We start from the raw sequence: 20,076 nt of genomic DNA, 5'->3' as shown, positions 1-20,076 counted from the left end.
TGTCAGGATTGTTTCTGGACTTTTTTCAGCAGTTCCAGAAGCTGCTTCTTCTCTTCCCGGTCCAAGCCGTCAAATTGGGAAGCCTGAAACTGTTCCTGCTGCGGAACGACCTCGTCAAACAAAGCTTGTCCTTCCGCCGTCAGGGAAATATATTTGGTCTTCCATTCCTGCTCGCGTCTGATCCAGCCCAGTTCCTCCATTTTACTCAGCAGCTGCGTAATATTTCCCTTGGTGACCAGCAGCTTGTCCGCCAATTCCTGCTGAGTCAGCCGCTCGTGCGAGCCGACCTGGACCAGCACGTCAAACTGCGCGGCCGATAAGTTCCAGGCCTTCAAATGCTGGTTGGACTGCCGGATGCTCTGATTGTACACGCGAGACAGCCGGAACCAGATCAGCACCCCGAGCTTTTCCTCCTGTTTGGAGAGAAATGACTCCTTCTTATTCTTTTCCATCGGCTCACCTCGCTTCCCTTGATGATTATAAGTTTATTACTAAACTGATAAAAAGTCAATGGTCTTCCCCCGTATGTGACAGGCTCTAAATCACAGCCGCTTCGGGACTGCCAAGTATACTTCTGAACCTCGTGTTTAGGAATATACTTGGTTTTTGCTTGTGTCAGACCAGTATGTCGAATTTAGTGAAAAAGGAGGATATACAACGATGATTGCAACAAAAAAAGAACAAACAATCGTGTGCCTCACGAAAATTTGTTCTTCCCTCGGAAATGGATGCTTTCCACTTCACAATCTAGTATTACCGTATATTGCTGTGGGATTTAATACGAAACTATTTGTCATCTTCCACAACAAACAATTGTTCCACGCTGATATTCAAGGCATGTGCAATACGGAAAACATGCTCATCTTTGTGCTGAGTACTTTTGTCGAAACGAGAGATAGCTGCTTGGGGAATACCAGCAAGCTCTGCACAAGCTGTTTGAGTCATACCTCTTTCAGCTAAAATTTCAGATAGTCTTGGTCTTATCTGCATGAATGAGCCTCCGTGGATTTAGGTGATTCATGAGACAGAGTCTAAATCAATACCCTCATAGCACCCATTATATTTTATCTGTAACAGTTCAAAATCAGTGCTGCCCAATACGTTAAGTAAATCAATTATTGATTTTGTGACTAAAGTTTTTTCAGAGTTTAGGGGGAGTGGATTAGATGTCTGAAAATCTATAAAAATTATCCCGTGCTCTTTGCTTTCCCAAACCTTAATTATACTAATAGATGTGCGTTGAAATTTCTCTAATATGTGCAAAAACTCTTTTTCAATTTGAAAATGAGAATTCGAATAGTTCATCTTTTCACTATACTTGAGCGTTGCTTCGTAGATGTAAAGCTCCATAAATCCCTTTATAAACATTTGACCCGTAAATTCGGAATCCGTATTTTTATATTCCTGTATATCTTTAATTGCCTTATCCATGTCAGCATCAGCATCTAACTTTAGAAATTCTCTGGCATACTTGATGAACTGTTCAGTCTGGTACATATAGAATTTTTTTTGCACCTCTTTATTGAATTCATGCACCAATCCTGTAGCCGGACCCTGAATTTGACCTTTGACTTTGTACCACCAATCTTCTTTTCTATCGTCAGTTACCAAGATGACTGATTTTACTTCTGCTTTTTTGGCATGTTCTAAGAGTTGCTTCCAATACACCAAATCTCCATATTCATCCTTGTACATCTTTCCGTTATAATAGGAGATTTTACCCTTCTTTTCTGCCAAGTCTTTGTATCCCGGTGGAACTTCTTTTGGATACCTGTCCGAACCCTCGACATATATTTCATCTAATTGTGCTTGCGAGTATTCTTTTCCTATTTTGTTGCTAATTATGGCGCTGATTTGTTCTTTGATCTTATTCAAATCTGGTTGAGACAATTTTTGATTGTCTAACATATTGATGCTTTCGCTTTCTAATGCGGCAATCTTTTCTATTATCTCATTAACCTGAATGTTAGAGTGTCTGAGCTTGTTTAGTTCTTGTCTCAATGAACCTGTAGCCGATGTAATGATTTCTTTTGTTTCTTTGTATGCGTTATTCTGATTGATGAATTCACCGTGAATGTTTCTGTGATACTCATATGCAATCTGATGAGGTATCCAAATGCGATCAGATAAGGATTCGAGGATTTTCAGCAGTAAATCCCTTGAATCTTTTGGGTAACGATAAATATTCAGCAAGCTGTTTGTATCGAAAACGAAAATACATTCAGCCCAAAGCTTTTGAAAATCTTCTTCAGATGGCTGATAGAATCCTGCAAATGTGTCTTTCATCGCACGCCTACCTCTTAATAAAATTTGAATTTGAATACAATGGGTGAGGTGACTATTCGAAAACATATTCTAGGAAGTCGGAGATTGTATACTGGTTTCTGGTTTCTGGTTTCTGGTTTCTGGTTTCTGGTTTCTTGTCATTTCACTCAATGTTTGAGTTTTGTCCAGGTTGAAATCAGTTCTTGAGAAAAAAAAGCCTGGATTAAGATATCCTCAAACACAGCTTCCAGCCCTCACCTGCCCGCAAAATCACTTAAAATTCACGTTGATTACAACGCTTTTTCCGTCCTCTTCTTCCGCGTATTCCTCCTGCTGGTCGGCGATTTGCTCGACGCGCGCCCGGTAAGCCTGGATATCGGCGGACATTGCCTCCGCATCCCGTCTGAGCCGGTCAAGCTCGATAGGAGGACTGCTCATCCGGCGGTCGATCATTTCTTTCCGGTCATGAATTTTGTACTTCAAATCGCCGAGATCGCGGGAGTGCAGCGCTTCTTCCAGACCTTCCGACGAAATAAACGACACCGTCTCCTGAAAATCCATCCAGCAAGCGTGCACGCGCTCCCTCAGAGCGTTCAGTTCCTTATTGGCCGCTTCATATACCTGAAGACGGGCATGTTTCTTTTCGGCCAGCTCGTATTTCTCCATCAGAACGATGAGTTTTTTGCCGCCCTCGTTAAAACGCCCTTCCGCCAGCACATTTTCCACTTCGGGAAGTTTTGGCGTAATTTCGCGCACCAGGGCCGTAAACTGATCGAACTCACCGCTCATAAAAGACCAGACGGATTCCGCGAAATAAGCTTTTACCCGTTTCAGTTCTTCCTTAAAGGCCGATTCGGGATAATCCAGCTCCCGCAGGCCGCTTTTCAGAAGCCGGAGCGTTTTGGTCAAGCTTTCCCTCAGTTCTGCCAGTTCACCGGCCGCGATGACCGAGTGTTTGATCAGGCCCGTCACGTCCGAGGAAATGCGCGCGGCTTCCCGGATTCGGCCTGCGTTAAGCGCCTCCAGCATCGCGGTCGAGAGCGCCTCCGCACGATCCAGACTCGCAAAGGATGTCAAATCCGAGGAGTCCAGTCCGTGCTCGCGTACGGAGCGGTTCACGTCATCCCGGGCGCTCTCGATCTGACCTTTGAATTTCTGCTGCCGGTTTTGCAGCTCAGGCAGCTCCGCAAGCAGCCGTTCGATCTCGGCGAGCTGCTTACGTTCCGGCGCAAGATGCTCCTGCACGTCAATAAAATCGCTCATCTGCTCCCGGTCGATGATCCCGATCCGCTTTTGCAGACTGAGCAGTTCCTCTTCCAGATCATCCACCCGGTAGGCGTCCGAACGGTCCTTTGCCCGGGCCAGGAGGGATTCGATTTTCGCCTGAAGCTCCGATACGACTTTGTCGTTCTGCTTCTCCAGCTCACAGAGCTTGTCTATGCTCGCTTTCAGACTGCCGTATACCCCTTGATACTGCCTCAACAGCATTCGACATTCTCCCATCGTTTCTTCCATCGTTTTGACATTGCCGATAAAAGAAATCTTGATGCCCGAGATCATCGCCGTCATCTCATCCAGAATGGAAGAAACATCTTTCAATTCGGCTTCTACGGGACGGATCCGCTTTTCGGCCGAAGGCCCCTTATACAGATCGGCCAACAGCCCTAGCCGCTCGCTGTCCCGGTAGAGATCCGTGGAATAAGCCTGCGCTTCCCCGAGCAGCTTTTCCTTCCTTTTCCGCTGCCGGATAATACGAAACGATTGATAGATAACGAAAAGAATACCCGCAAAAATTCCGAGTTCCTTCAGCCCAATGTGATTCACGTTCTCATCCTTGTCGGATGCCGCCACACTCATACCGTCCGCCAACAAAGGCGCCGCCGTCATTTCGCCCGCTTCCCTTATCGTGCCTGACTGTACGGTGTAGCCCTGAACGGCCGCAGTCCGGGAAGACTCTGCCGCAGCTTCTTGGGTCATAAACGATGTATGGGCCATTCCGGTCAAAAGGGAGAACGCAAGCAGATTGCGTACCCAAAACTTTTTCATACTAAACCTCCGCAAATGTTGGATGGGCCCTCTGTACTCTGGCGCATTTCCAGATCAGGGGCCGAATGTGAGAAAAAGGCTCATTTTGTCATCTCTCTTCATTAAACCATAGGACCCAAGCACAATTGCAGTAAAAAAATTCCATAACACAAAACCTTTTTATAAAAAAATCCAGCCGTAATCAACCTGAACTTAGGAGCTTTAGACCCTTCTTTCCGCAGCAAAAAAGAGACCACCGCTTACGCGCAGTGATCTCCTGTATCGAGCGTTTCGTCCTAACGAATTTAGAACGACCGGACCGTTAACCGGCCGATCTGGCCGCTCTCCTGTGCAAACCAGACGGCTCCGTCCGGGCCGACGGCAAGCCCGTGCGGCTCCGCCTTCTCTCTGGGGATCGCATATTCGGAGATTCCACTGGTGGTAGTGATTCGGCCGATCTTGTTGCTTCCCCATTCCGTAAACCACAAATCCCCCTGCGTGCCTGCGGCAATCGCATGAGGCCTTGCCCCCGGCTCCGGAAGAGGGTATTCGGTGATCTCTCCCGTTGTCGAGATCCGCCCGATCCGGTTGCCGTTAATCTCGGCAAACCATAAGGCGCCATCCGGGCCCCCGGTGATACCCACCGGGCCTGCCTGTCCGCTCGGGAGCGGGTATTCCGTTATCTCCCCCGCAGAAGTGATGCGTCCGATCCGGTTGCCCTGATTTTCCGTGAACCACATCGCCCCGTCCGGGCCTCGTGCGATAAAGGAAGGAAAAGCCCCCGGCAGGGGAAGCCCGTATTCCGCAATCGTTCCGTCCGCCGTGATCCGGCCGATTTTATTTCCCGTCATTTCCGTGAACCACACGGCTCTATCCGGTCCCTCGGCAAGGCCGAACGGCCCGGAATCAGCCGCGGGCAGCGGGAATTCCGTAATTTCGCCGGACAGGCCGATCCGCCCGACTATACCGGCTTTATACCCGCTGAACCATAGCGCGCCGTCCGCTGCCGATATGATCACGGAGAGACCGGCTTCTTCGGCGGTTACCGGATATTCCGTTATCGTCCCATCCGGTGTCATACGGCCGATCCGGTTGCCTTTCTGCTCGGTAAACCAAATGGCCCCGTCCTTGCCGGCCGTCAAACCGTACGGACCAGAATCCTTATGAGGAAGTACAAATTCCTCAAACGTATAAGACATAGGGGAACCTCCTATATAAGTGTGATGGGCGTGGCTTTGCATGAGAATGCCGCTCCCTCCACTATACCGTTTCCCGCAAAGACAAAGGCAGCTAAAAAACAAGTTCAACTGTTTTTTCTGAACCTGTACAGAGTGAGCGTATACGCAAAAAGAACCCGGAAGCGATCCTCTCGGGAGGACTTTCCGGGTTCTTTGGCATTGGCTACGGAGCTTAAGCTTCCGCTTTTCTAGGAGCCGTACCGGCCGCTGCCTGAGCTCTGCCGAACCGGTAGAAATAAATACCGGCCGCCGCGAGGACGAGGACGGCAAGCCCCAAGTAAATGTTGCTGTACACGGAAGCTCCCTCGTAAAAATTGAAGGGATTCCACGTCACCGTCGCCCCGTTGTCCAGAAGCTTGCTGTAAATAGCCGATGAAGACGCGATTCCGATAAAATTCATCATGGCCATCAGCCCCATTCCCACGCCGACCTGGTCTCTGGCCAGAGACCGCGAAATGGTGTTGGACAGCGCAATCTGCATGAACGTCATTCCTACGTTGCCGAAGATGAGCAGAGCCGACACGAGCGCGGGAAGAGCGCCTGACAAGGAAGAAAGCAGGACAAAGCTGATAAACAGCAGAGAGGACGCGAGGTACACGAGAAAGGAATTGCCCTTCTCATCCGCCAGTCTGCCGCCTCTGAGACCCATCATGGCGGATGCGGCCGCTCCCGGCACCATCATAAAGCCGATCATGCCGGGCTCTATATGATTCACGTGCGACATAAGCTGAGGAATCAGGAACGATAAGGAAAAACCGAGGCCGACAATGATCAGGGAAACGACCAGGCCCGTTACATACTGTTTGTTCAAAAACAGCCGGGGCTGGATAAAAGGCTCCTCCGCCTTCATGATGCGGAGAATAAAAAGTGCGAGCAGCACGATTCCGCTGATTACGGTGACCCACCCGCCGTTCGTAATGCTCAGCAGCAGCAGGCTGACGGTTCCCGCCAGAAGGGCGCCGCCCCACGCGTCGATTTTGCCCGCCGTACCGGACTTGTCGTCCAGCAATTTGCGGTAGAAGGGCAGCGTCACCAGCGTGAGCAGAGACAGGCAGAACAGCCAGCGCCAGTCCGCTACGCTCATGATCAGGCCCGAGAGAACCGGTCCGAGCGCGTTGCCGAGCGCCATCCCTATGGCCGAAATGCCCAGGGCTCTGCCCCGGGTCTCCGGCGGGAAAAACCGGATCGGGATAATCATCGCGGCCGCAGGGATTACCGAGGAACCCACGGCCTGAAATCCCCTTGCCAGGATAACCATCCAGTAAGCGGTGGCTGACAGGCCGATGACGGAGCCGAGCGCAAAAATGATAAGCCCGAACGTGATCAGCCGTTTTAACGGATATTTATCCGCGAGCTTGCCGTAAATGACCGACCCGATGGCGTAGACCAGCATGTAAATGGAAGCCACCCAGCTGACCTGGGCCGAATTCAGATGAAATTCCGCACTGATTTGCGGCAGCACGATGTTGAAGATCGAGGCGTTCATGACCGAAATAACCAGAGTGAACGCTAGAACCCGCATAATTTTATCGCCGGTTGTTTTTTGTACAGCGGTTGACACAGCTTTTGCCTCCCCAGTATGCAAATGATATCCGAATACTTCGGTTAATCTCGTTAATAATTAAAGTTTTTTATGTTTGTGCCCATTAGTTGCCCATTAGCATAACAGGCTGGAAAAACTAGGGGGCCAGCGCCTTAGTAAACACCTTTACGCTTTCTCGGATAAAATCATCAAGCGGAATTTCGGCGAACGTTCCTTCTCCCCAACCGTCCCGGTTATTCATAAACGCACCGTAATTCATCCACATGAACGAGACCGCCTGAAGCTCCGGATTCGTCGAGATCATCTTTCCCCGCTCCGCCATCTTCACGAAATAATCCGTCAAAAATTCTTTTAATTGCCGCGGATGCCTCTGCGTCTTTTCTCTGAAACCGGGCAGACTGCCCGATTCTTTCAGGCTGATCTGGAGCATTTTACGGTTCCGGTTCATGATATCGTGGTAAGTCCGGCTGATCAGAAGAAGATCCGTTTCCAGCTCCCACACCAGCTTTTCTGCAAAAAGCTTCTGCATCTCCCCGGCGTAATGAAACCGGTCGAAGGCGGATTCGAGCAAATTCTGCTTGCTTCCGAAGTGCCGGAACAGCGTCATTTCACTCAAGCCCGCGGCAGCGGCGATTTCTTTGGTGGTGACGCATTTGTAGCCCCTATCGGCTATGAGATCGATGGCCGCTAAAAGCAGTTTGTCTGAACTGCTTGAAGATGAGCTGCCGCTCATACTCTCCCCTCCTCTTATAGGTGTACGATTCTCTCCGCTAAGGGACTAGACGAAGCAACCGCTATATTCGATGTATGTTAGTACTCACTATCAATCACGATTATTCTATTCCGCTTTCCAATTGTTGTCAACCCCGAAAATGAATGAAGCTTCCGAGCCAAAACGAGCGCTTGGAGGTAAGTCGCCTGCGCACATGCCAAAAACCGCCGCATCCCACGATGCGGCGGTTTTTTCGGCCTGCGGCCGGACAGGTTGATTTTATCCAACCTTAAAATCTGTGCTTTTCAGGGCTCCGCCCAAGTCTTACTCTGTCACGATGTCGTGAATGAGGACAGGCGCTTCCGCGTGGTCGGCGATACGGATGTTGTCGTAAATCATGCGGATCACATCTTCCACGTTATCACGGTTGGCGTGGATCGTTACGAGGGATTCGCCCGCTTTAACGCTCTCGCCGATCTTCTTGTTCAGCATAAGGCCGACGGCCAAGTCGATCTCCGATTCCTTCGTGGCGCGTCCCGCTCCGAGCAGCATGGCCGCCGTGCCGATTTCATCGGCGACGATCTCGGCTACGACACCGTCCTCGCGCGCCGGTACTTCTATAAGGAACTTCGCTTTAGGCAGCTTCTCGGGATCGTCTACGACCGACGCGTCTCCGCCCTGGTTGGCGATGAACTCCTTGAATTTCTCCAGCGCCTTGCCGTTGCGGATCACTTCTTTGAGCTTCTCTTCGGCTTCTTCCAGGGAAGAAGCTTTGTTTGCCAGGAAGACCATTTGTCTTCCGAGGGCGAGGCAGAGATCTTCCAGATCCTTCGGCCCCTGGCCGCGCAGCGTGTCGATCGCTTCCCGCACTTCCAGCGCGTTGCCGATGGCGGCGCCGAGCGGCTGGCTCATATCGGAAATAACGGCCATCGTCTTGCGGCCCACGTTGTTTCCGATGCTGACCATGGCGTGCGCCAGCTCTTTCGCGTCCTCGGGAGTTTTCATAAACGCGCCTGCGCCCGTTTTGACGTCAAGCACGATAGCGTCCGAGCCTGCGGCGATTTTCTTGCTCATGATAGAGCTTGCGATAAGTGCGATGGAATCTACGGTGGCCGTTACGTCGCGAAGGGCGTACAGCTTCTTGTCGGCAGGCGTAAGGTTGCCGGTCTGCCCGATCACGGCGATTTTGTGTTCGTTCACCAGGTTCACGAACTCGTCCTTGGAAATTTCCACGTGGAAGCCTTCGATAGCTTCCAGCTTGTCGATCGTGCCGCCGGTGTGGCCCAGGCCGCGTCCGGACATTTTCGCAACGGGAATATCCAAAGCCGCTACCAGCGGAGCCAGCACCAGGGTCGTCGTGTCGCCCACTCCGCCCGTGGAGTGTTTGTCTACCTTGATGCCTTCAATCGCGGACAAGTCAATCGTTTCGCCGGAGTTGACGATTGCCATCGTCAGATCGGCCCGCTCGCGCGCCGTCATGTCCTTGAAGTAGATCGCCATCGCCAGTGAGCTGACCTGGTAATCCGGAATATCCCCTTTCGTGTAGCCTTCGATAATAAAGTTGATTTCTTCCGTCGTCAGTTCCTTGCCGTCACGCTTCTTCGCAATCAAATCGACCATTCTCATCGTCTTTTCTCCTCGCTTTACCAGTAAGTACTCTAGCTAATTCCTATTCGCGGGGGACCCGGTTAACAACCTGTGTCCCTTTCCCGCTTTTCCGTCATCCGTCTGACTTAATGTCTTCTCTGTCTGGTACTGCCGTGTTTCTATTCTAAAAGCCTAAAAACCGAGCCGTATTTAAATCCCCCGGCGCCAGTATCGTCCTACAGCGAAACCGCCGTATCCAAAGCCACTTCCATCATCTCGTTGAAGGTCGTCTGCCGCTCTTCCGAAGAGGTTTCCTCGCCGGTCAGAAGGTGATCGCTCACGGTCAGAATCGTCAGAGCGTTCACGCCGAATTTGGCCGCCAGCGTGTATAGGGCGGTCGTCTCCATCTCGACGCCGAGCACGCCGTAATCCATCAGCTTCTGCACGACCGTTTTGTCGTCGCGGTAGAAGATGTCGGAGCTGAAAATGTTGCCGACATGAAGTTTAAGGCCTTTCTCCACGCCGCGCTCGTAAGCCGCTTTAAGCAGCGGGAAGCTCGCGATCGGGGAGTAGTCGAAGCCGCCGAAAACATGGCGGTTCGCGCTCGAATCCGTGCAGGAAGCCTGGGCCAGGATTACGTCGCGGACCCGGACATGCTCCTGCATCGCTCCGCACGTGCCGACGCGGAACAGGTTTTTGACGCCGTACTGGCTGATCAGCTCGTTGACGTAAATACTGATCGACGGAATCCCCATGCCCGATCCCTGCACCGAAACCCGCTTGCCCTGATACGTGCCCGTGAAACCCAGCATGCCGCGGACTTCGTTGTAGCAGATTACGTCGGACAAGTAAGTTTCCGCGATATACTTCGCTCTCAGCGGGTCGCCCGGCAGCAGGATCGTTTCGGCGATGTCGCCCGGTTTTGCACCAATATGAACGCTCATGAACGTGTACCTCCGTTATAAAAGGATAGAAGGGACGGGTTATCGTCCCGGTTTATTTCAAGTCCGCCAGGAAGCTGGTGCCGTGGGCGGGCAGCGTGACACCGAAGTTGTCCGCTACGGTAGCGCCGATATCGGCGAACGTGCGGCGCAGCGGAAGCTCTTTGCCGCCATCCGCAAAACGCGGCGAGTATACGAGCAGCGGCACGTATTCGCGCGTATGGTCCGTTCCGCGGTAGGTCGGATCGTTGCCGTGGTCGGCCGTGACGATCAGCAGATCCTCGTCCGTCAATTTGGCGAACACTTCCGGCAGCCGGGCGTCGTATTCCTCCAGCGCTTGTCCGTAACCTTGCGGATCACGCCGGTGGCCGAAGAGAGCGTCGAAATCGACGAGATTCAAGAAGCTCAATCCCGTGAAGGACTCGCCGAGCGTGTCCACCAGCTTATCCATCCCGTCCATGTTGGAAGCGGTCCGAACCGCTTTCGTTACGCCTTCGCCATCGTAGATGTCGGAGATTTTGCCGAGCGCGATTACGTCGAAGCCCCCGTCCTTCAGCTCGTTCATCGTGGTGCGTCCGAAAGGCTTCAAAGCGTAATCGTGACGGTTCGCCGTCCGTTTGAAGCTGCCGACTTCGCCTACGAACGGGCGGGCGATGATGCGGCCCAGCATGTACGGATCTTCCAGCGTAATTTCGCGGCAGAACTCGCAAATTTCGTAAAGCTCCTTAAGCGGCACCACGTCTTCGTGGGCGGCAATCTGCAGCACGGAGTCCGCGGACGTGTAAATGATAAGCGCTCCGGTTTTCACGTGCTCCTCACCGAGCTCGTCGATGATTTCGGTGCCGCTGGCCGGCTTGTTGCCGATCACCTTGCGGCCGGTTTTCTCTTCGATGCGCCCGATCAGCTCATCCGGGAAGCCGTCCGGGAATACGCGGAAAGGCGTTTCGATGTTCAGGCCCATGATCTCCCAGTGGCCGGTCATCGTGTCTTTCCCGTTCGACGCTTCCTGCATCTTCGTGTAGTAAGCCAGCGGCTTGTCCGCCGCAGGCACGCCTTCGATCGGACGGATGTTGGAAAGGCCCAGCTTGGCCATGTTCGGCATGTTAAGGCCGCCCCTCTCACGGGCGATATGCCCGAGGGTATCGACATCGAAGTCGTCGAATTTAGCGGCGTCCGGCGCTTCGCCGATACCGACCGAGTCCAGTACAATCAGGTGAATCCGTTTAAACGTAGTCATGCTTCTCGCTTCCTTTCCTATTCAGCTTACAGGAACAGCCCCGCAATCGTAGCCGACAGGACGCTGACCAATGTAGCTCCATACAGTAATTTTAAACCAAAACGGGCCACAACGTTGCCTTGCTTTTCGTGAAGCCCTTTAACCGCACCGGCGATGATCCCGATGGAAGAGAAGTTCGCGAAGGAAACGAGGAACACCGATACGATTCCGACAGTCCGTGGGGACATAGTCGTATGTTTGGCAAGGTCGAGCATGGCGACGAACTCGTTGGATACCATCTTGGTTGCCATGATGCTTCCGGCTTCGACCGCTTCGGCCCAAGGCACACCCATTACAAACGCGAACGGAGCGAAAATATACCCAAGCAGAGACTGGAACGAGATGCCGAAAATGCCGTCGAAAATACCGTTGATCAAAGCGATCAGGGCTACGAAACCGATCAGCATGGCCGCCACGATAATGGCGACTTTAAAACCGTCGAGAATGTATTCTCCCAGCATTTCGAAGAAAGACTGCTTCTCTTCCTCCTGCACTTCAAGAATATCTTCTTCCTTTGTGACGACGTAAGGGTTAAGAATAGACGAGATAATAAATCCCCCGAACAGGTTCAGCACCAGCGCCGTTACGACGAACTTCGGCTCGATCATCTGCATGTAAGCTCCGACGATGGACATCGAAACCGTGGACATGGCCGAAGCGCAGAGCGTGTACAGGCGGTGTTTCGGAAGCAGGCCGATTTGCTTCTTCACCGAAATGAATACTTCCGATTGGCCCAGAATCGCGGATGCCACGGCGTTATAAGATTCAAGCTTACCCATGCCGTTGATCTTGCTGAGGACCAGACCGATGTACTTGACGATGAACGGCAGAATTTTAGTATACTGCAAAATCCCGATCAATGCGGAAATGAACACGATAGGAAGCAGAACGTTCAGGAAGAACGGTGACGCCTTGTCGTTCGCTATGCCGCCGAACACAAAGTTGATCCCTTCGGAAGCATAGGCGAGAAGCGATTCGAAAATACTCGCGAAACCGCGGATCAGAAATTCGCCCGCGCTTGTATTCAAAAGAGCGAAAGCCAGGACCACCTGCAGGGCGATCATGACGAACAGCGGACGGTACCGGATTTTGTGACGGTTGTTGCTGGCGGCGTAAGTAAGCCCGAACACGACAAGCACGCCCAGAATAGCAACTAAATATTTCATGTTAGTGTTTCCCCCAATGGTTGCTGAGCATTAGCAGATTTGGTTGCAGGTACAGCTCTCTGAACCTGAAAAACTATTAAGCGCTTACATTCAGTTTACAAGAACAAATTTCATATTTATTTTTACTTTTTTTCCATATCGTCGGCTTGGAAAGCTCCTGGGAGCAGCCGGTCAATCGTCCATTCTTCGGTATTGCCGTGAAGATTGGTCAAATAAATCTTCGTATTCCGGTCGCTGAATTCGGCGATAACTTGTCTGCATGCGCCGCACGGCGATACCGGTCCTTCCGTGTCCGCCACGATGGCGATAGCTTCGATCTTGTGCCCGCCTTCGCCTTCCGAAACGGCTTTAAAAATAGCTGTCCGCTCCGCGCAGTTGGTTAAACCGTAGGATGCATTCTCAACGTTGCATCCCCGGTAAACCTTCCCGCCCGTGAGCACGGCCGCTCCGACCTGGAAGCCCGAATAAGGCACATAAGCTTGCTTGCGGGCTTCGATTGCTTCTTGAATCAACTGGTCTTTCATGGATCCGTCCTCCTCGAAGGTCAGGGTTTAGTAAGAAGAAGTGGACTGGCCGCCTTCCATGATTTTAACGCCCGAGCTCGCCCCGATACGGGTTGCCCCGGCTTCGATCATGGCGTTCATATCCTCAAGGCTGCGCACGCCGCCCGATGCTTTGACGCCTACGTCGGGACCTACGGTTTTGCGCATCAGCGCTACGTCCGCAGGTGTCGCTCCGCCTGTCGAGAACCCGGTGGACGTCTTCACGAAGTCCGCTCCCGCTTTAACCGACAGCTCGCTTGCGCGCACTTTTTCTTCGTCCGTAAGAAGGCTCGTTTCGATGATGACTTTCACCAGCGCCTTGCCCGCGGCCGCGTCGACAACAGCTTTAATGTCGCTTTCCACCAGCGTATCGTCCCCTGCTTTCAGGGCGCCGATGTTGATGACCATGTCGACTTCCCCGGCACCGTTTGCGATCGCATCCTTCACTTCAAACGCTTTCACGGCAGACGTCGTGGCGCCCAAAGGAAATCCGATAACCGTACAAACTTTCACGGGTGATCCCGAGAGCTGTTCGGCCGCATAGGCAACCCAGGTCGGATTTACACAAACGGACGCGAATTCGTACTTCTTCGCCTCTTCCGTCAGCTTGGTGATTTCAGCCTTTGTCGCGTCTGCGCGAAGCAGCGTGTGATCGATCATTCCGGCTATGCTCATGTGTTTACACTCCTTGTTTATGAGTTATCATGCCCTTTTAAATAGACAATGTGTGTAGGATTTCATGCCTTCATGATAGCACACACGTGAACATATGTAAAACACATAGTAAAATTATGTTCATGTCATTTTTGTGTCTCCGGGCTTCTTCCGCTCTTTTTCCGGGCATAAAAAAGAGCCCCTTACAGTTTTCTTCACCAAGAAAACCGTAAACGACTCTAGTATGCTTCTTTTCGGTACGTTTTACTAAGGATGCCTGAAATTTCAGGTCTGATCTTTCTTTATGTAAGTTTTAACTTCCGGAGCTTCGTAGGAAGCAAACTGTTCCAGCAGCTTGGCCGGGTCTTCGTTCACCAGCACCATCGAGCGGTACTTATCCTGCATAAACTGCTCCTGATTCATCCGGTCGAAGAGAGCGACGAGGGGATCGTAATAATGATTGATATTGACGAGCCCGAACGGTTTTTGGTGAAGACCGAGCTGCCCCCACGTGTAAATTTCCACAAACTCCTCCAGCGTGCCAGGTCCTCCCGGAAGGGCCATAAATCCGTCCGCAAGCTCCGCCATCTTCGCTTTACGCTCGTGCATGGACTCGACGACAATCAGTTCGGTCAGCCCGTGATGGGAAATTTCCCGGTTCTCGAGCATCTTCGGGATAACCCCGATAACCTCGCCTCCGGCTTCCAGAACCGCATCGGCCACGGCCCCCATCAGCCCGACACTGGCGCCTCCGTATACGAGTGCGAGGCCCCGCTCCGCAAGCTCGCGTCCGAGCCGTACGGCCCCTTCCCTGTAGACTTCAGATGCTCCGTTGCTTGATCCGCAGAAAACCGCTATGCGTTTCATTGTCTGATCTCCTCCATCCTTTTGGTATAAAATCTTCCTTCATTATAGTGGAAAGCGGGGCCGAGGAAAACCGGACGGCACGGCCGATCAAGGCCTCTATCTTTCTTTTGCTTCCGGATTCCCGCGCAATCACGGGCTTAGCGAATTTTTGCTGTCCTATTTCACTCCTATTATCAAGCACCGGACGGAAGTTTATAATGTGAAGAGAAGGAGGTGCGGTTAACGGATGAACAAAGACGCTATTTTCAAATCCGTCTACGAGACGATTTTAAGCAGAGATACCCGTCACGACGGACAGTATTATGTGGGCATTACGTCTACGGGCATTTTTTGCAGGCCATCCTGCCGGTCCCGGACTCCCAAGCCCGAAAATGTGAGGGTGTACAACAGTATCGAAAGAGCTCTGGAAGCAGGCTTTCGCCCCTGTAAAAGGTGCAAGCCCGAAAACCCGAGTCCACACGGGCCCGATGCGGAGCTGGCGGAAACCGTACTCGGTCTGATCCGCACCCGCTATGGCGAAAATCTGACGCTGCACGGGCTTGCGTCCGAGCTGAACATAAGCCCTTACCATCTGCAACGGACGTTCAAACGGACGACCGGGATCAGTCCCTCGCGCCAGCTTCTTCTTACCCGCATGGAGGAAGCGAAGCACAGGCTTGCACGGAGTGAACAGCCTATCGGCGAAATCGCCGCGGCAGTCGGGTTCCGCAGCGCTTCTCATTTCTCCGCCGTCTTTCATAAAACTGCCGGCTGTACGCCGAATGAATTTAGAGAACAGAATGCCCCGAACTCCTGAGTGAGGACGGGTGAAACAAGACAAACGGAGGCGACTAAAATGAACACTCTTTCGGAGACAACCGAAATTTACTGGGCTGCCCTGGTGCATCCCCTTTTCCGAAACAAACCTTTATATGCAGCCGCGACAGACCGGGGATTGTGCCGCATTACGTGGCCGACCGAGAGTCTGGACACTTTGAAAAGCTGGGCCGCCAAACAGATTCCAGGCGCCGTTCTGATTGAAGACGAAGTGCGGATGGCCGGCTATCTCCTTCAGCTAAAAGAATATCTCGAAGGGAACCGGCAGCAATTCGACATTCCTCTCGATATGCGGGGAACGGCTTTTCAGACTTCCGTCTGGAAAGCTCTTGCCGAAATTCCGTTCGGGGAGACGCGCAGCTACTCCGATATTGCCGCAAGCGTAGGCAGCCCCGCAGCCGTAAGAGCGGTCGGTACGGCCAACGGGGCCAATCCCGTTCCCATCATCGTGCCCTGCCACCGCGTCATCGGCAAAAATGCGGCGCTTACCGGTTTCAGAGGGGGCCTTCAAGTCAAAGAAGAGCTGCTCAGACTGGAGGGATTCCATGACTACACGGCAAAAGGACACGCCCGTTTTCAGTTTTGACGAAAACACGGGAATCGCGCACATCGAAACGCCTGCCGCGTTCAGTTACGCGGAAACGCTCCTGTATCTGACGCGTTCCCCTCTGGAATGCCTTCACAGCGTGGAGAACGGCCGCATCTACAAGCTGCTCGAAGCGGGAAAAGAACTGCTTCCGGTCGAAATCAGCAATCCGGGTCCCGGCAGGCTCCAGCTCCGGTTTATGCAGGGCCCGCCCGCAGATCCGGACGCCGTCAGGGAAGCGGCGGCCTACACGGCGGAATGGCTGGACCTTGCCCGGGATATGACGCCCTTCTACGCGACGGCACAGTCCGATCCTCTGCTCGGGCCTCTGGCCTCCGGGTATTACGGGCTCCGCATCATCGGCGTGCCGCATCTGTTCGAAGCTCTCTGCTGGGCGATCGCCGGGCAGCAGATCAATTTAACGTTCGCCTATACACTCGAACGGAGGCTTGTGGAGAATTACGGCAAGAAGCTCGTCTGGGAAGGCCGCACCTACTGGCTGTTCCCGAAACCGGGGGACCTGGCGGACGTGACCGTGGAAGAACTCCGGCAGCTCCAGTTCACCGGCAAGAAAGCCGAATACATCCTCCATGTGGCGGGTCTGATGGACAGCGGCGCATTGTCGAAGGAGGCGCTTCTTGCTTCCGGCTCCTACGAGGCCGCCGAGCGCACCCTGCTGGCCATCCGCGGCATCGGCCCGTGGACCGCGCATTACGTGCTGATGCGCTGCCTGCGGAACCCGGCCGCTTTCCCCATCGGGGACGCGGGGCTTCACAACGCGCTGAAGCAGCTCCTGCACCGCACACAAAAGCCGGCTCTCGAAGAGATCCGGCAGCTTTTTGCTCCCTGGCGGGGCTGGGAGGCTTATGCGGTGTTTTATTTGTGGAGAAGCCTCCTCCCGGAGGGCGCTCCTGCTAGTCAAACAGCAAATCTTCCAGACGCAAGAACGTAACTTCATCGGGAAAATGGTCCAAAGTCGAGCAAACGGACAATTTGTAAGGCCCGTCAAGCTCATACTGCTTGAAAACATGGGTCGGCTGCGGCTCCAGCTCGAACACGCCGCTTCCCCTCTTGCGGATGGCAAAAGAGTCCAACGGAATCGACAAGCCTTTGCCGACCGCTTTGATGTAGCTCTCTTTGAGCGTCCACAGATCGAAGAAATAATTCAGCCGCTCCTCCGGAGGAAGGCTGAACAGGTCGGCTTTCTCCGAGGCGGAAAAGAATCGTTCGGCAATATCCAGATCCACCTGCTGGATCTGCTCCACGTCAATGCCGACTTCCGCTTCGGAAACGCCCGCCGCGACCCAGCAGCCCGAATGCGTCACGTTGTAATGGACGCCGGTACGGGGCGCGGTTACGTGCGGCTTGCCGTACGCATTCGTCCCGAAGCGCAGCTCCGGGTTAGCGACGGCCAATTTCCGGCACAGGCACCATCTCGCGAGGGCGTCCGCGGCAACCGCCCTCACACGGTCCTCCGTCCGGTAGAACCTTTGGGCCTTGGCCCGCTTCTCCTCCGACAGATGGACCATCAGCCGGTCCGCATGTTGTACCGTTTCTTTTTCGTCCAAACGCAGGTTTATCGCATAAATATCCATCTTATATCCCCAATAATTGAAGTTGTTGGCTTAACCGAGGGGGACAGGGCGTATTTCCAATGCGCCCTGTCCCTTTCTACCTTATTGTACCAAATGTAAGAGCCCCTGTGGGACATTCCCCTGTGCTCGCCGTCCTTTTGATACGGCGCGGTTAAAAACACCGCCGGACACAAAGCCCGGTATGTATGGCGAAGCTGCAAGACTGAGATCACCCGATGGACGGCAGCCCTCTGGGGTTGAGGAAATGAAACAGCGGCGACCTAAGACCTGAAAATAAAGTCTTAGACTGCCGCTGTTGTTATTTAACTAACGAACCCGTTAGCTTAACATCTTTAGATAGCAAACCGCATACATTAAACTCTTTACAGATAATCCAAACTATTAAAAATCAAAATCAGCCCAACGATACACATGATCCACGAAATAGCCGATCCTGAATGCTTTGAAATCTTGATTTGAAGCTTTTCCAATGGTCTTTGCATCACACGTCCCAACAATAAATGCAAGGAAAACACAATTAATGGCGGAAGTACCATTATGAAATTATAACCGGCTAAAATCGGGAGCCACTGAAAAACTGCTAAATTGGAGGTTGTCATAAGACCAATAGCAGCAAAATACGGAAATGCCGTGCCCACCTCAATCAATGATGTCGAGAACCCGAGTGCAATCATGGATGTCTTACTTTTGGACTTTGGCCTTGGCAAATCCGATTTTTTACTCTCTGGGTAGTAAAAGCTGGCTATAAACAGAATTCCCCCAATGATAAGCGTAACCCAGCTCACAATCCGATTTTGAAAGATGGAGGAGAACGCAGCTAGTAACATATCCATGCCTAACATGAAAGCAACACCTACAAAAAAATAAAATGCCGCTACTGTAACCAAGTAAATCATTAAGCGAGAACTTAATCGCTCCTTTTCAGTTAGCAGCAAATATACCGTCACCCCTAATGTTGCAGGACTCAGCGTATCTAATAAGGCTAATCCCCCTACCGAAACAAGGAGTTCCAGATTCATGATTCTTCTCCTTGCTCGAAGGAAGAGTCTTGTAGGCAAGAAATGTGAATGTCATATGCTCGTTCCATAAAATCAAGAACTTCCTTATCGATAGGATAAAGTCCTAGTTTCTCAGATTGCTTTGGGGATTTCCTCAAATCCCATAATTTATTTATAAATTCGTTTTCGTCTTTGAATTCTTCCATTTGTTTTTCCAACATACGGCGTATTATGTTTTGCACTCTTGATGAAGCAGGATCTTCTTTCGTATAACGTTTTATCTGACCTAACAAAGCAATCCACTCCAGAGAATCAGGGTCTTCTCCCTTCATTTTGGGGAGCTTTGTCCACAGCTTAATTTCCTTCTCGTTAAACCCATTCTCCTTAAAGGTTAGCAATCTTTTTTTATTTTGACTCGATAACTGAATAAGTTTCTGTACCGCAAGCCATTCATCCCCTCCTTCGACTGCAATCCCATTCATCAATTCCCTCACAGACGACTCTATTTCTCTCAATCTTTCCTGTTCTTCAAGGATATAAGCTAACTGGCTTTTCAAACTGTTCGGCCAATTCCAATTGGAGTCAGATAATATATCTTTAATATCTTGCAACTTGTAACCCATTCCTTTGAAAAATTGGATATATTGAAGCTTCTTCATTTCCTCATCAGAATATAGACGATGTCCCCCTTCTGTTTTGGAGGAAGCTGTCAATAATCCGATCTCATCATAGTACCGAAGTGTTCTGACCGTGATTTTAGTCTGTTTCGCTACTTCTTTGATATGAATCAAGCTGACACCTCCAACGATGGACAATTCTAGTTTTCTGTATCTTTATATACAGCATTTTTGATTAGATAGCCCAATCCTAATCCGACTAATACTCCGGGAAATGCTCGATCCAACATAAGTCCAATTCCTGCTCCTATAATGACACATGCATAAATAATGATATCTCCTTGTTTCATTTTTACACATCCCTTTTGTACAAATCTCTTTCTCCCTGACTTAATGAACATAACTTAAGAGGAACCTCATCATTTGCTTGAGTATACAAGATGACGCAACGTCACTTTCAAGTTTTTTATCAGTAGAAACTGCAAACTATTTCACTCACAGAAGATTAACAAAAGAAGCCTGCTTTCCATCTTTCTAATGGAACCAGGCTTCTGATATTCTTGATTCATCCGTTAGATGTCGTTGGATGCGGGATGAGCGGCGATACGGTTCACCGCAATTGATCTTATACTAAGAGAACGTGAGTTA

21 protein-coding genes are annotated in these 20,076 nt (G+C 51.5%); 3 read left to right on the top strand and 18 right to left on the bottom strand.

The genetic code is table 11. From position 1 onward, the window contains the following. Positions 1-2: 2 nt before the first annotated feature. The 14 genes from KVT34_RS21705 to KVT34_RS21640 all read right to left on the bottom strand — a co-directional run bounded on the left by KVT34_RS21705 (position 3) and on the right by KVT34_RS21640 (position 14,816). Positions 3-452 (bottom strand): MarR family winged helix-turn-helix transcriptional regulator, encoded by a 450-nt coding sequence (locus KVT34_RS21705; protein WP_217561001.1) that lies wholly within the window; start codon positions 450-452, stop codon positions 3-5. Positions 453-786: 334 nt separating this feature from the next. After that, entirely contained in the window at positions 787-990 is a 204-nt protein-coding gene (locus tag KVT34_RS21700; RefSeq protein WP_217560999.1) for a helix-turn-helix domain-containing protein, read from the bottom strand. A gap of 27 nt (positions 991-1,017) precedes the next feature. Further along, positions 1,018-2,286 carry a PIN domain-containing protein gene (locus KVT34_RS21695; protein ID WP_217560997.1) on the bottom strand — a complete coding sequence of 423 codons (1,269 nt, stop codon included), beginning with the start codon at positions 2,284-2,286 and terminating at the stop codon, positions 1,018-1,020. Between the two features lie 249 nt (positions 2,287-2,535). Beyond that, a complete protein-coding gene (locus tag KVT34_RS21690; protein WP_217560995.1) occupies positions 2,536-4,311 on the bottom strand; it encodes a hypothetical protein in 1,776 nt (591 codons plus the stop codon). A 284-nt stretch (positions 4,312-4,595) separates the two neighbouring features. After that, a complete protein-coding gene (locus KVT34_RS21685) occupies positions 4,596-5,489 on the bottom strand; it encodes a Vgb family protein (RefSeq protein ID WP_217560994.1) in 894 nt (297 codons plus the stop codon). A gap of 211 nt (positions 5,490-5,700) precedes the next feature. After that, the gene (locus KVT34_RS21680; RefSeq protein WP_217560992.1) at positions 5,701-7,089 is read right to left on the bottom strand and encodes an MFS transporter; all 1,389 of its coding nucleotides are present in this window, start codon (positions 7,087-7,089) and stop codon (positions 5,701-5,703) included. A 118-nt stretch (positions 7,090-7,207) separates the two neighbouring features. After that, on the bottom strand, positions 7,208-7,804 hold the full coding sequence (locus KVT34_RS21675; protein WP_217560990.1) for a TetR/AcrR family transcriptional regulator: 597 nt from the start codon (positions 7,802-7,804) through the stop codon (positions 7,208-7,210). 303 nt (positions 7,805-8,107) lie between these two features. Next, positions 8,108-9,409, bottom strand: coding sequence for a pyrimidine-nucleoside phosphorylase (locus tag KVT34_RS21670; protein WP_217560988.1), 1,302 nt, complete (start codon positions 9,407-9,409; stop codon positions 8,108-8,110). A gap of 197 nt (positions 9,410-9,606) precedes the next feature. Next, on the bottom strand, positions 9,607-10,314 hold the full coding sequence (gene deoD, locus KVT34_RS21665; RefSeq protein WP_217560986.1) for a purine-nucleoside phosphorylase: 708 nt from the start codon (positions 10,312-10,314) through the stop codon (positions 9,607-9,609). Between the two features lie 52 nt (positions 10,315-10,366). Further along, entirely contained in the window at positions 10,367-11,548 is a 1,182-nt protein-coding gene (deoB, locus tag KVT34_RS21660; RefSeq protein WP_217560984.1) for a phosphopentomutase, read from the bottom strand. Positions 11,549-11,574: 26 nt separating this feature from the next. Then, positions 11,575-12,753: a NupC/NupG family nucleoside CNT transporter gene (locus KVT34_RS21655; RefSeq protein WP_217560982.1), complete on the bottom strand. Its 1,179-nt coding sequence runs from the start codon at positions 12,751-12,753 to the stop codon at positions 11,575-11,577. 122 nt (positions 12,754-12,875) lie between these two features. Next, a complete protein-coding gene (locus KVT34_RS21650) occupies positions 12,876-13,277 on the bottom strand; it encodes a cytidine deaminase (protein ID WP_217560980.1) in 402 nt (133 codons plus the stop codon). A gap of 27 nt (positions 13,278-13,304) precedes the next feature. Beyond that, positions 13,305-13,970, bottom strand: a complete 666-nt coding sequence (gene deoC, locus KVT34_RS21645; RefSeq protein ID WP_217560979.1) for a deoxyribose-phosphate aldolase — start codon at positions 13,968-13,970, stop codon at positions 13,305-13,307. A 264-nt stretch (positions 13,971-14,234) separates the two neighbouring features. Further along, positions 14,235-14,816: an LOG family protein gene (locus tag KVT34_RS21640; RefSeq protein ID WP_217560978.1), complete on the bottom strand. Its 582-nt coding sequence runs from the start codon at positions 14,814-14,816 to the stop codon at positions 14,235-14,237. Positions 14,817-15,042: 226 nt separating this feature from the next. Between KVT34_RS21640 and KVT34_RS21635 the strand changes: the two genes are divergently transcribed. Genes KVT34_RS21635 through KVT34_RS21625 form a run of 3 tightly spaced genes read left to right on the top strand, consistent with a single transcriptional unit; the run spans position 15,043 to position 17,170 of the window. Beyond that, positions 15,043-15,612: a bifunctional transcriptional activator/DNA repair enzyme AdaA gene (locus KVT34_RS21635; RefSeq protein ID WP_217560977.1), complete on the top strand. Its 570-nt coding sequence runs from the start codon at positions 15,043-15,045 to the stop codon at positions 15,610-15,612. A 39-nt stretch (positions 15,613-15,651) separates the two neighbouring features. Continuing rightward, positions 15,652-16,218: a methylated-DNA--[protein]-cysteine S-methyltransferase gene (locus tag KVT34_RS21630; protein ID WP_217560976.1), complete on the top strand. Its 567-nt coding sequence runs from the start codon at positions 15,652-15,654 to the stop codon at positions 16,216-16,218. Continuing rightward, the gene (locus tag KVT34_RS21625; protein WP_217560975.1) at positions 16,178-17,170 is read left to right on the top strand and encodes a DNA-3-methyladenine glycosylase family protein; all 993 of its coding nucleotides are present in this window, start codon (positions 16,178-16,180) and stop codon (positions 17,168-17,170) included. Before KVT34_RS21630 ends, KVT34_RS21625 begins: the two co-directional genes overlap by 41 nt. On the opposite strand, the gene KVT34_RS21620 is transcribed toward KVT34_RS21625, so the two are convergent. The 4 genes from KVT34_RS21620 to KVT34_RS21605 form a co-directional block, all read right to left on the bottom strand. After that, positions 17,133-17,813: a 4'-phosphopantetheinyl transferase family protein gene (locus tag KVT34_RS21620; RefSeq protein ID WP_254635057.1), complete on the bottom strand. Its 681-nt coding sequence runs from the start codon at positions 17,811-17,813 to the stop codon at positions 17,133-17,135. The genes KVT34_RS21625 and KVT34_RS21620 overlap by 38 nt on opposite strands. A gap of 362 nt (positions 17,814-18,175) precedes the next feature. Beyond that, a complete protein-coding gene (locus KVT34_RS21615) occupies positions 18,176-18,832 on the bottom strand; it encodes a GAP family protein (protein WP_217560974.1) in 657 nt (218 codons plus the stop codon). Beyond that, positions 18,829-19,602: a MerR family transcriptional regulator gene (locus KVT34_RS21610; RefSeq protein WP_217560973.1), complete on the bottom strand. Its 774-nt coding sequence runs from the start codon at positions 19,600-19,602 to the stop codon at positions 18,829-18,831. Before KVT34_RS21610 ends, KVT34_RS21615 begins: the two co-directional genes overlap by 4 nt. 26 nt (positions 19,603-19,628) lie before the next feature. After that, on the bottom strand, positions 19,629-19,778 hold the full coding sequence (locus tag KVT34_RS21605; RefSeq protein ID WP_217560971.1) for a hypothetical protein: 150 nt from the start codon (positions 19,776-19,778) through the stop codon (positions 19,629-19,631). Between the last annotated feature and the right edge of the window lie 298 nt (positions 19,779-20,076).

The organism is Paenibacillus sp. GbtcB18 (assembly GCF_019091125.1).
Lineage (GTDB): Bacteria > Bacillota > Bacilli > Paenibacillales > NBRC-103111 > Paenibacillus_F > Paenibacillus_F chitinolyticus.
The sequence above is the reverse complement of the archived record's forward strand: the minus strand, read 5'-3'. Positions and strand labels throughout refer to the sequence as shown.